7 protein-coding genes and 2 pseudogenes are annotated in these 12579 nt (G+C 67.6%); all 9 read left to right on the forward strand.

The window, feature by feature from the left end; translation table 11 throughout:
• The first annotated feature begins 26 nt into the window (after positions 1-26).
• Positions 27-614, forward strand: coding sequence for an ANTAR domain-containing response regulator (locus CLG85_RS08120; RefSeq protein WP_095883841.1), 588 nt, complete (start codon positions 27-29; stop codon positions 612-614).
• Positions 611-1786: a CmpA/NrtA family ABC transporter substrate-binding protein gene (locus CLG85_RS08125; RefSeq protein WP_095883840.1), complete on the forward strand. Its 1176-nt coding sequence runs from the start codon at positions 611-613 to the stop codon at positions 1784-1786. Before CLG85_RS08120 ends, CLG85_RS08125 begins: the two co-directional genes overlap by 4 nt.
• Positions 1787-2061: 275 nt before the next feature.
• Positions 2062-3423, forward strand: a complete 1362-nt coding sequence (locus CLG85_RS08130) for a CmpA/NrtA family ABC transporter substrate-binding protein (protein ID WP_095881495.1) — start codon at positions 2062-2064, stop codon at positions 3421-3423.
• A gap of 111 nt (positions 3424-3534) precedes the next feature.
• Positions 3535-4616: pseudogene (locus tag CLG85_RS08135) on the forward strand (ABC transporter permease).
• Between the two features lie 43 nt (positions 4617-4659).
• Positions 4660-6342: an ABC transporter ATP-binding protein gene (locus tag CLG85_RS08140; RefSeq protein WP_095881497.1), complete on the forward strand. Its 1683-nt coding sequence runs from the start codon at positions 4660-4662 to the stop codon at positions 6340-6342.
• Positions 6343-6347: 5 nt separating this feature from the next.
• Positions 6348-8784, forward strand: a pseudogene (gene nirB, locus CLG85_RS08145) (nitrite reductase large subunit NirB).
• On the forward strand, positions 8781-9113 hold the full coding sequence (gene nirD, locus CLG85_RS08150) for a nitrite reductase small subunit NirD (RefSeq protein WP_095881499.1): 333 nt from the start codon (positions 8781-8783) through the stop codon (positions 9111-9113). The pseudogene nirB and the gene nirD overlap by 4 nt, the downstream one beginning before the upstream one ends.
• A complete protein-coding gene (locus tag CLG85_RS08155; RefSeq protein WP_260348710.1) occupies positions 9113-11752 on the forward strand; it encodes a nitrate reductase in 2640 nt (879 codons plus the stop codon). The genes nirD and CLG85_RS08155 overlap by 1 nt, the downstream gene beginning before the upstream one ends.
• A 10-nt stretch (positions 11753-11762) precedes the next feature.
• Positions 11763-12566, forward strand: a complete 804-nt coding sequence (gene cobA / locus CLG85_RS08160; protein ID WP_260348692.1) for a uroporphyrinogen-III C-methyltransferase — start codon at positions 11763-11765, stop codon at positions 12564-12566.
• Positions 12567-12579: the final 13 nt, after the last annotated feature.

Consider the following 12579-nt stretch of genomic DNA (forward strand, 5'->3'; position numbering starts at 1 on the left):
CCGCGCCGGCATGGCCGATAGGAGCCATGCCTTCCGCCCAGCTCTCCATCGCCATCGTGGAAACCGACCGGGAACGCGCGCTGCTGATCCAGCAGAGCCTGCGTGAAGCCGGGGAGTTCGACATCCACCTCGTCTCGGAAATCCCCGGCCTCGCCCGGCGCATCCAGCAGCTCAGCCCTGACGTGGTGCTGATCGATCTTGAAAGCCCCTCGCGCGACATGCTCGAGGAGCTGGCGCTGGCCTCCGGCCCGCTCGAGCGCCCGGTGGCCATGTTCGTCGACCGCTCCGGCGACGGGCTGACCGATGCGGCGATCGAGGCGGGGGTCTCGGCCTATGTGGTCGACGGGCTGAAGCCGCAGCGGGTGAAGCCGGTGCTCGACGCCGCCATCGCCCGCTTCCGCATGTTCCAGCGGATGCGCACCGAGCTTGCCGAGACCAAGCGCGCGCTGGAAGAGCGCAAGGTGATTGACCGCGCCAAGGGCATGCTGATGAAGGCCCGCGGCGTCGGCGAAGACGAGGCCTATGCGCTCTTGCGCAAGGCCGCCATGGACCAGGGCAAGCGCGTCGCCGACGTGGCGCAGGCGCTGGTCACAGCGGCGGGGCTGCTGGGATGAAGACCACCACGCTCGCCGTCGGGTTCATCCCACTCACCGATGCCGCGCCGCTGATCATCGCGCAGGAGATGGGCTATGCCGCCGAGGAGGGAATCGCCCTCGACCTCAAGCGCGCCCCATCGTGGTCGAGCCTGCGCGACATGCTCAGCTTCGGGCGGGTGGATGCCGCGCATATGCTCTCGCCCGTGCCGGTGGCCGCAGCGCTCGGGCTTGGCGGGGCGGGCGCGCCGCTCTCGGCGGTCTCCGTGCTCTCGGTCAACGGCAATGTCATCGGGGTCAGCAACGCGCTGGCCGAAAAGCTGCGGGCGCAAGGCCATGACTTCGCCTTCAACGACGCCGGCGCTGCGGGCAGGGCGCTGATCGCCGCCACCGACGAGACCTTGCGCATCGGTGTGCCCTTCCCCTTCTCGATGCATGCCGAGTTGCTCTACTACTGGCTTTCCGCCCTTGGCCTGTCGGTGCCCGAGGCGCTGCAGGTGCGCACGGTGCCGCCGCCGCTCATGGCCGACGCCATGGAGGCGGGCGAGATCGATGCTTTCTGCGTCGGCGAGCCCTGGGGCAGCATCGCGGTGGAGAATGGCGTCGGCGCGCTCCTGCTGCCTGGCACCGCGATCTGGTCCTTCGCACCGGAGAAGGTGCTGGCGGTGCGCAGCGACTGGGCCGAGACCGAACAGTCCCTGCTGGGCCGGCTGATCCGCGCCACCTGGCGGGCCGGGCGCTGGCTGTCCGAGCCCGACTCGCGTTCCCTCGCCTCTGAGATCCTCAGCCGCCCCGACTATCTCGGGGTGCCCGCCGAGGTGCTTGACCGGGCGCTCACCGGGCGCATGGTGATCTCGGCGCAGGGCGAGGAGCGGCAGGTGCCGCGCATGCTCGAATTCCACGACGGCGCCGCCGCCTTCCCCTGGCGCAGCCAGGCCGAATGGATCGGTCGCCAGCTTGCCGCCCGCGCGGGGCTCGATCCCGAGGCCGCGGGCAAGGCCGCCCGCGCCACCTTCCGCTCGGACCTGCACCGCGCCGCGCTGGCCGGAACCAGCGCCGATTTGCCCGGCGCCTCGTCGAAACTCGAGGGCAGCCTGACCACGCGACTCCCCGTCGCCTCGGAATCAGGCCGGCTGTTTCTCGGCCCGGACAGATTCTTCGATGGCCGCATTTTTGAGCCGCGCGAAAGCTGATGCCGCCATTTTGCGCATGCAGCATGACCGCCGCGTAAAATCCCCCGCCTCCAGCGCAGGATTAGGGATTTTCCTTTGATCCGCGCTGCCCGCTGAGGCACACACTTCCTCACGGTCAGGCAATGGCGCCCGACCCGAAGATTTCTCCCAATGCCTGGGATCCATGAGCAAAGCCGCTCGACCTCTGTGACATCCGTCACGGTGCGTCAGCGGCTTTTTTTGTCTTGGTCCGGGCACATCGCACGCCGGACCTTCCAACAAGGGACGGAACGAACATGAAGAAACTTCTCATCGCTCTCGCCACCTCCACCGCGCTGATCTCCCCGGCCATGGCCCAGGAGCTGGAAAAGGACGAGCTGACCTTCGGCTTCATCAAACTGACCGACATGGCGCCGCTCGCGGTCGCCTACGAGCAGGGCTACTTCCTCGACGAGGGGCTCTTCGTCACCCTCGAGGCGCAGGCGAACTGGAAGGTGCTGCTGGACGGCGTGATCGGCGGCACCCTCGACGGCGCGCACATGCTGGCCGGCCAGCCGATTGCCGCGACCATCGGCTACGGCACCAAGGCGCATATCATCACCCCCTTCTCGATGGACCTGAACGGCAACGGCATCACCGTGTCGAACGAGGTCTGGGAGATGATGAAGCCGAATATCGCCGAGACCGACGCCGGTCAGCCGCAGCACCCGATCAGCGCCGAGGCGCTGGTGCCGGTGGTCGAGAAATTCCGTTCCGAGGGCAAGCCCTTCAACATGGGCATGGTCTTCCCGGTCTCGACCCACAACTACGAGCTGCGCTACTGGCTCGCCGCCGGCGGGCTGAACCCGGGCTTCTACTCGCCCGAGAACATCTCGGGTCAGATCGGCGCCGACGTGATGCTCTCGGTCACCCCGCCGCCGCAGATGCCCGCGACCCTCGAGGCCGGCACCATCTCGGGCTACTGCGTCGGTGAGCCGTGGAACCAGCAGGCGGTGTTCAAGGGCATCGGCGTGCCGGTGATCACCGATTACGAGGTCTGGAAGAACAACCCCGAGAAGGTCTTCGGCATCACCTCCGAGTTCGCCGAGGAAAACCCGAACACCACCAAGGCCATCGTCAAGGCGCTGATCCGCGCCGCGATGTGGCTCGACGAGAACGACAACGCCAACCGCATGGAGGCGGTCGAGATGCTGTCGAAGCCGGAATACGTCGGCGCCGATGCCGAGGTGATCGCCAACTCGATGACCGGCACCTTCGAATATGAAAAGGGCGACGTGCGCGAGGTGCCAGACTTCAACGTCTTCTTCCGCCACAACGCCACATACCCCTATTACTCGGACGCCGTCTGGTATCTGACCCAGATGCGCCGCTGGGGCCAGATCGCCGAGGCCAAGCCCGACAGCTGGTACGACGAGGTGGCGAAATCGGTCTACAAGCCGGAAATCTACCTCGAGGCCGCCCGTGCGCTGGTCGACGAGGGTCTCGCCAACGAGGCTGACTTCCCCTGGGACAGCGACGGCTACAAGGCGCCGACCCCCTCCGAGGACATCATCGACGGCATCGCCTACGACGGCAAGGCACCCAACGCCTACCTCGACAGCCTGCCGATCGGCCTCAAGGGCGACCAGAAGGTCATCGGCAACGAAGTCCAGGGCTGACGCAAGCCTGACCATCTCGGGCCGGGCGCCCATCGCCCGGCCACCCCCCTCTTCCTCATCCCGATGCGCGCTGCTCCCCCCCTTGCGCCATCCAGACCTAGGACCGGACCCATGACCACCGTCGACCCCGATTTCGCCCGAGACGCCGAGCGCGAGCTCGCCGGGCGCGTCTCTTCACCCGCATCAACAAGGCGGACGCCTGGTTCAAGGTCCTCGGCCTTGCCTGGATCACCCCGCTGCTCAAGGCCGCCGCCGGAGACAACCCCCGCGCCCAGATGAAGGACGTCTGGCGCCTGCTGGGCGTGCCTCTCGTGGCCATCGCCGCCTTCCTCCTGCTTTGGGGCACGCTCGCGCCGCAGGTGCAGACCTCGCTCGGCGCGGTCCCCGGCCCGGCACAAGTCTGGACCGAGGCAGTGAACCTGCACCACGACGCCGAGGCCAAGGCCGCCAAGCAGGCCAAATTCGAAGCCATGGTCGACAAGCGCAACGAAAAGCTGATCGCCGCGGGCAAGCCCGATCAGGTCAAGGACGTGGCCTATACCGGCGCGCCCAGCTACTACCAGCAGATCTGGACCTCGATCAAAACCGTCTTCTTCGGCTTCCTGATCGCCTCCGCCGTGGCAATTCCGCTCGGCATCTGCGCCGGCCTCTCGCCCACCGCCAACGCCGCGATCAATCCGCTGGTGCAGATCTTCAAGCCGGTCTCGCCGCTGGCATGGCTGCCAATCGTGACCATGGTGGTCTCGGCCGCCTACGCCAGCAACGACGGCCTGTTCTCGAAGTCCTTCCTGATCTCGGCGATCACCGTGACGCTCTGCTCGCTCTGGCCGACGCTGATCAACACCGCGCTCGGCGTCGCCTCGATCGACAAGGACCTGGTGAACGTCTCGAAGGTGCTCAAGATGAACACCTACACCAAGATCACCAAGCTGGTGCTGCCCTCAGCCCTGCCGCTGATCTTCACCGGCCTGCGCCTGTCGCTCGGTGTGGGCTGGATGGTGCTGATCGCCGCCGAGATGCTCGCCCAGAACCCCGGCCTCGGCAAGTTCGTCTGGGACGAGTTCCAGAACGGCTCGTCGTCCTCGCTGGCCAAGATCATGGTCGCGGTCTTCACCATCGGCATCATCGGCTTCCTGCTGGACCGCGTGATGTTCGCCCTGCAGTCCCTCTTCACCTTCTCGAACAACCGCTGAGCGGCGCTCAAGCAAGCGAAGCGATAGCGCGAAAGGAAAAGCAATGAGCATCCTGGAGTTCCAGAACGTCTCGAAAAGCTTCGGCGAGGGCACCCATGCGACCCACGTGCTGAAGGACATCAACCTCAGCGTCGAAGAAGGCGAGTTCCTCGTGATCCTCGGCTTCTCCGGCACCGGCAAGACCACGCTGATCAACCTGATGGCCGGGCTCGAGAAGCCATCGAAAGGCCGGGTCACCTTCAAGGGGTTCGACATCGAGGGCCCCGGCCCCGAGCGCGGCGTGATCTTCCAGAACTACTCGCTGATGCCGTGGCTGACGGTCGAGGGCAACGTGCGCCTCGCGCTCGACGCGGTCTTCCCCGAGATGACCAAGACCGAGAAGGCGAAGAAGACCGCCCATTACATCAAGATGGTCGGCCTGAGCCACGCCACCCACCGCCGCCCCGCCGAGCTCTCCGGCGGCATGCGCCAGCGGGTCAACGTCGCCCGGGCCCTCGCCATGTCGCCGCAGATGCTGCTACTCGACGAGCCGCTCTCGGCGCTCGACGCGCTGACCCGCGCCAACCTCGCCGACGAGATCGAGGCGATCTGGGAGCAGGACAAGAAGACCTGCGTGCTGATCACCAATGACGTCGACGAGGCGATCACCCTCGCCGACCGGATCATCGCACTGAACCCCGATGGCACGCTGGGCGCCGAGTTCCCCGTCAGCATCCCCCGCCCGCGCGAACGCAGCGAGATGAACCTCCACGAGGGCTTCAAGAAACTGCGCGCCGAGGTCACCGGCTACCTCATGGACGTCGGCATCAAGGGCAAGGTCGAAGGCTCGCGCATCCTGCCCAACGTCACCCCGATCCACGCCGTGCCCGCCGCCGTGCAGCAGGCGCAGGAAGGGCTGATCGACGAGCGCTTCCTCGACTTCTCGCAGCTCCACAAGATCTACCCCACGCCGAAGGGGCCGCTCACGGTGGTCGAGGACTTCAACCTCAAGATCAACCGCGGCGAGTTCATCTCGCTGATCGGCCACTCGGGCTGCGGCAAGTCCACGGTGCTGACCATGGCGGCGGGGCTCAACGGCATCTCCAAGGGCGCGATCAAGCTCGATGGCCGTCACGTGGAGGGGGCCGATCCCGAGCGCGCCGTGGTGTTCCAGTCGCCGAACCTCTTCCCCTGGCTCACCGCCCGCGAGAACTGCGCCATCGGCGTCGACAAGGTCTATCCCAAGGCGTCGCAGGCGGAACGTCAGGACGTGGTGGAATATTACCTCGAGCGGGTCGGTCTGGCCGATGCCATGGACCGCGGCGCCGCCGATATGTCCAACGGCATGAAGCAGCGCGTCGGCATCGCCCGCGCCTTCGCCCTCTCGCCCAAGCTGCTGCTGCTCGACGAGCCGTTCGGCATGCTCGACAGCCTGACCCGCTGGGAGCTTCAGGAGGTGCTGATGGAAGTCTGGTCCCGCACCAAGGTCACCGCGATCTGCGTCACCCATGACGTCGACGAGGCGATCCTGCTGGCCGACCGCGTGGTGATGATGACCAACGGCCCGCAGGCCACCATCGGCAAGATCACCGATGTGAACCTGCCCCGCCCGCGCACCCGCAAGGCGCTGCTCGAGCACCCCGACTACTACGCCTACCGCCAGGAGGTGCTCGATTTCCTCGAAGAATATGAGCACGGCGCCAAGCCCAAACCCAAAACCGCCCCCGCGGCGATTGCAGCGGAGTGACCCCAATGGCGAAGAAACTCATCGTGATCGGTGCCGGCATGGCCTCTGGCCGCATGCTGGAACACCTGATCGACGCAAACCCCGATGCCTATGACATCACCCTCTTCAACGCCGAGCCGCGCGGCAACTACAACCGCCTGATGCTCTCGCCGGTGCTGTCGGGCGAGAAGACCTACGAGGACATCGTCACCCATGACGCCGCTTGGTACGAAGAGCGCGGCGTGACCTGCCGCTTTGGCGAGAAGGTCGTGGCGATCGACACCGCGGCGAAGCTGGTCACCGGCGAGAAGGGCACTCTGCCCTACGACAAGCTGGTCATCGCCACCGGGTCTAACCCCTTCATCATCCCGCTTCCGGGACACGATCTGGAGGGCGTCATCCCCTACCGCGATCTCGAGGACACCGAGGCGATGATGGCCCTCGGCGCTGACAAGCGCGCGGTGGTCATCGGCGGCGGCCTGCTGGGGCTCGAAGCCGCCGCCGGCATGGCCGCGCGCGGCACCGAGGTCGACGTGGTGCACATCATGGGACACCTGATGGAGCGCCAGCTCGACGAGGCGGCGGGCTACCTGCTGCGCCGCTCGCTGACCGAAAAGGGCATCCGCGTCCACTGCAAGGCCAACTCCAAGCAGATCCTTTCCGACGGCAACGGCCACGTCCGCGCGCTGCAACTCGACGACGGCACCGAACTGCCCTGCGACCTGCTGGTCATGGCGGTGGGCATCCGCCCGAGCACCGCGCTTGGCAAGGAGGCGGGTCTCGAGGTGAACCGCGGTATCGTCGTCGACGATCACATGGTCACATCGAACCCCGATGTCCTGGCGCTTGGCGAATGCGTCGAGCACGCCGGGGCGATCTTCGGCCTCGTCGCGCCGCTCTACGATCAGGCCAAGGTGCTGGCCAAGACCCTGCTCGGCGAGGAGGCCCGCTTCGTGCAGAAGGAGGTCGCCACCAAGCTCAAGGTCACCGGCTGCGATCTCTTCTCGGCGGGCGACTTCGCCGAGGGCGAGGGCCGCGAGGACATCGTGTTCCGCGACCCGGCGCGCGGCGTCTACAAGCGCCTGATCCTCGAGGGTAATCGCCTGATCGGCGCGGTCATGTATGGCGATACCGCCGACGGCGCGTGGTTCCACGGCCTCATAAAGGATGCCACCGACGTCGAGGAGATGCGCGAGACCCTGATCTTCGGACCGGCCTACCAGGGGGGGGGCCGCTGCGGACCCTATGGCGGCCGTTGCAGCCTTACCGCGTGATGCGGAGATCTGCGGCTGTAACGGCGTCTGCAAGGGACAGATCGAAGACGCAATCAATGCCGGTGCCGGGGACCTCGGCGCCGTGCGGGCGAAGACCAAAGCCAGCGCCTCCTGCGGCACCTGCACCGGGCTGGTCGAGCAGATCCTCGGCGCGACGCTGGGTGACGCTTTCGTGCTGCCAACCGCGCAGCCGGTCTGTGGCTGCACCGACCTCAGCCACGAAGACGTGCGCCGCCTGATCAAGTCGCAGGCGCTGAAATCGCAGGAGGCGGTCTGGCAAGAACTGGGCTGGACCACCCGCAACGGCTGCCACACCTGCCGCCCGGCGGTGAATTTCTACCTGCTCGCCGACTGGCCGCTCGACTATGTCGACGACCCGCAGAGCCGCTTCGTCAACGAGCGCAACCACGCCAACATCCAGAAGGACGGCACCTATTCGGTGATGCCCCGCATGTGGGGCGGCATGACCACGCCGCAGGAACTGATGGCCATCGCCCAGGCGGCCGAGAAATACGGCGCCACGGTCAAGGTCACCGGTGGTCAGCGCATCGACCTGCTGGGCGTGAAGAAGGAAGACCTGCCCGCCATCTGGCACGACCTCAACCAGGCCGGCATGGTCTCGGGCCACGCCTACACCAAGGGTCTGCGCACGGTGAAAACCTGCGTCGGTTCCGAATGGTGCCGCTTCGGCACGCAGGACAGCACCGGGCTCGGCATCGCGCTCGAGCGGCGGCTCTGGGGTTCGTGGACACCGCATAAGGTCAAGCTCGGCGTCTCGGGTTGCCCGCGCAACTGCGCCGAGGCCACCTGCAAGGACGTCGGCATCGTCTGCGTCGACTCCGGCTTCCAGATCGGCGTCGCCGGCGCCGCGGGCATGGACGTGAAGGAGACCGAGCGTCTGGTCGACGTGCGCACCGAGGACGAGGCGATGGAATGGACCGTCGCCTTCGTGCAGCTCTACCGCGAGAACGCCAAGTACCTCGACCGGCCCTACAAATGGGTCGCCAAGGTCGGGCTCGACTGGGTGAAGGAGACCCTCGCCGACGCCGCCGAACGGCAGGCGCTGGTCGAGCGCTTCGATATCTCCCAGTCCGTTTACCAAAAGGACCCTTGGGCCGAGCGGGCCAAGCCGGAGGTGGCACGCCGCTTCCACCCGCTCGCCGATCTTACGCTGGAGGCTGCGGAATGAGCTGGATCGACATCGGACATATCGACGACATCCCCCTGCGCGGGGCGCGGCTGGTGAAAACTCCCGTGGGCTGCGTGGCGATCTTCCGCACCGCCGAGGCCGAGGTCTTCGCCGCCTCCAACGCCTGCCCGCACAAGGCCGGGCCGCTGTCGGAGGGCATCATCCACGGCCAGAAGGTCACCTGCCCGCTGCACAACTGGGTGTTCGATCTGAACACCGGCGAGGCGCAGGGCGCCGACGAGGGCCGCATCGCCACCTACCCGGTACGGCTCGACGGCGAGCGCATCCTGCTCGACGGCCATGCCGTCGGGAAGCGGAGCGCCGCGTGATGGACGGCTCGGGCCTGCCCGAAATCCGCTCGACCTGCGCCTATTGCGGGGTTGGCTGCGGCGTGCTGCTGCGCCCCGACGGGGCGGGCGGGCTCGACGTGCGCGGCGACCCCGCGCATCCGGCCAACAAGGGGCGGCTCTGCTCCAAGGGCTCGCAGCTCGGCGAGACGCTGGGGCTCGAGGGCCGGTTGCTGAAGCCCCGTGTCAACGGGCTCGACAGCGAGTGGGACGCCGCGCTCGACCTCGTCGCCCTGCGCTTCCGCGAGACCATCGCCGAACACGGGCCGGACAGCGTCGCCTTCTACGTCTCGGGCCAGATGCTGACCGAGGATTACTACGTCGCCAACAAGCTGATGAAAGGCTTCATCGGCTCGGCCAATATCGACACCAACTCGCGACTCTGCATGGCCTCGACCGTGGCGGGTCACAAGCGCGCCTTCGGCACCGACACCGTGCCCGGCACCTACGATGACCTCGAAGAAGCCGATCTGGTGGTGCTGGTCGGCAGCAATCTCGCCTGGTGCCACCCGGTGCTCTACCAGCGTGTCGTCGCCGCCAAGAAAGCCCGCCCGCAGATGAAGGTCGTCGTGGTCGACCCGCGCCGCACCGCCACCTGCGACAACGCCGATCTGCACCTGCCGCTGAAGCCGGGCACCGACGTGGCGCTGTTCAACGGGCTGCTTACCGAGATCGCCGCGCAGGGGGCCGTCGACGAGGGCTTCATGGCCCATGTCGAGGGCTTCGTCGCCACGCTGGAGTCGGCCTCCGACGACGATCCCGCCCGCACCGGGCTCGACGCCGCCACGCTGCAGCAGTTCTACGACCTCTTCGTGCGCACCGAGAAGGTGGTCACGGTGTTCTCGCAGGGCGTGAACCAATCCTCCTCTGGCACCGACAAGGTCAATTCGATCCTCAACTGCCACCTTGCCACGGGCCGTATCGGCAAGCCGGGCATGGGGCCGCTGTCGGTCACCGGCCAGCCCAACGCGATGGGCGGGCGCGAGGTCGGCGGGCTTGCCAACATGCTCGCCTGCCATCTCGATATCGAGAATATTTCCCACCGCTCGGCCGTGCGCGAGTTTTGGAGCGCGCCAGTGATCGCCGACAAGCCGGGGCTCAAGGCCGTGGACCTCTTCCAGGCGGTGGGTGAGGCGCGGATCAAGGCGCTCTGGGTGATCCATACCAATCCAGCCGTGACCATGCCCGATGCCGACCGGGTGCGCGACGCGATCAAGGACTGCCCCTTCGTCGTGGTCAGCGACATCACTGCCGCCACCGACACCGCCCGGCTCGCGCATGTTCTGCTGCCCGCCACCTCATGGGGTGAGAAAGAAGGTACCGTCACCAATTCCGACCGTACCATCTCGCGCCAGCGCGGCGCCCTGCCTGCGCCTGGAGAGGCACGGCCCGACTGGGAAATCCTCTCGGAAGTGGGAAAGCGCATGGGTTGGCCCTCGGAATTCGATTATGCCTCCCCCGCCGAGATCTTCCGCGAGCACGCCGCGCTCTCGGGCGTCGCGGGTGGCTTCGGCAAGGATTTCGACATCTCCGGCCACGCGGATCTCACCGATGGCGACTACGCAGCACTAGCGCCCTTCCGCTGGCCCTACGCCGGGACACGCAGGGGCGGGCGCTTCTTCGGCGACGGCGCCTTCTACACCGAGAGCGGCCGCGCCCGCATGGTGCCGGTAAAGTGGAAGGACTTCGCCCAGAAGACCGCGCCGCGCTTCCCCTTCCGCTTCAACACCGGGCGCATCCGCGACCAGTGGCACACGATGACCCGCACGGCGCGCTCACCGCGTCTCTCGGCCCACCTCGCCGAACCCTTCCTCGAGATCCATCCCGAGGACGCCGCAGAGCTGGCCATTTCGCCCGCGAGCCTCGTGCGTGTCACCTCCACTCACGGAACGGCGCTTCTTCGGGCGTTGGTCACCGACAAGGTCCAGAAGGGCGAGGTCTTTGCCCCCATGCACTGGACCGGCGAGACCGCGCCCGCGGCGCGGGTGGATGCCCTCGTACCCCCGGTCACCGACCCGATCTCGGGACAGCCCGAGAGCAAGGGCGCGGTGGTCGCGCTCGCGCCCTTCGCGGCCAGGTGGTACGGCTTTGCCGTCTCCTGCACTGAGATGGCCCCCGAGAGCGACTACTGGGCGGTTGCCCGCGCCGAAAGCGGCTGGCGGCTGGAGATGGCCGGCAGCGAGGCCCCCGCCGACTGGGAGACCGAGGCGCGCCGCCTCTTCCGCCTGCCGCGCGCCGAGGTGCAGGTGGTCAGCGATCCGCGCCGCGGCTCGGTCCGCATCGCCTTTCACGCCGAGGGCCGGCTGCTCGCCGCGCTCTTCGTCTCGCCCGAGCCGGTGGGGGTCATGCGCAGCCATGTCGCCACCCTGCCCGGCGCAGAGGCTCCCCATGTGCTCACCGGCCGCGCCCCAGCCGATCAGCCCGATCCGGGCCCGGTGGTCTGCGCCTGCTTCAACGTCGGGGTGAACACCATCCTGGACGGCATCGAGACGCAAGGCCTCATGAGTGTCGACGCCATCGGTGCCGCGCTGCAGGCGGGCAGCAACTGCGGCTCCTGCCGCCCCGAGCTCGCGGCCCTGCTGGCCCGCGCCAAGACACCGACCCCCGAAGCCGCAGAATGAGGTTTCCAAGATGAGCGTTCTTCCCAGCTTTCCCATCGCAGCCCCCCACCAAATGCCGGCCAAGGGAACGATCGCCCTCGTCGGGGCCGGGCCGGGGGCGGCGGATCTGCTGACCCTGCGCGCGGTCTCGCGGCTGCGGGCGGCCGACGTGATCTTCTACGACCGGCTGGTCGATCCCGAGGTGCTTGCGCTGGCCGGGCCGCGGGCCGAGCTGGTCTTCGTCGGCAAGGAGGTCGGCGCCCACGCCTGGCCGCAGGAGCAGATCAATGCGGTCATCGTCGCTGCCGCGCTGCAGGGGCGCAATGTCGTGCGCCTCAAGTCCGGCGATCCCGGCGTCTTCGGACGCGCCGCCGAGGAACTCGAGGCCGCGCGGATTCATGGCATCAAGACCGAGATCGTCCCCGGGGTGACCGCCGCCATGGCCGCCGCCGCCCGCGCCGGCATCCCGTTGACCACACGCGGCGAAACCGATGCGCTGGTGCTGGCGACCGGCCACGCCCGCGCCGGTGACCCCATGCCCGACTGCGCCCGTCACGCCCGTCCCGGCGTCGCGCTGGCGCTTTACATGGCGGTGAGCCAGTCGGAGCGGATCACCCGCTCGCTGCTGGAGACCGGGATGCCCGAGGATGCGCCGCTGACCATCGCGGTGGAGGTCTCGAAACCCGGCGAGCGGATCATCACCGGGCGCCTTGTCGAGCTGCCGGAGCTGCTGGCGCGGCACGGGGTGACCGGCTGCGCGGCGATCATCGCCAGTTGGCCGAAGATGGCGAGGGCCGGGGTGTCCGAGGTAGCGACAGGCAAGGCGCTTGCCTGAGCCATACACGAGA

The sequence above is a fragment of the Alloyangia mangrovi genome, assembly GCF_002300555.2.
Classification (GTDB): domain Bacteria; phylum Pseudomonadota; class Alphaproteobacteria; order Rhodobacterales; family Rhodobacteraceae; genus Salipiger; species Salipiger mangrovi.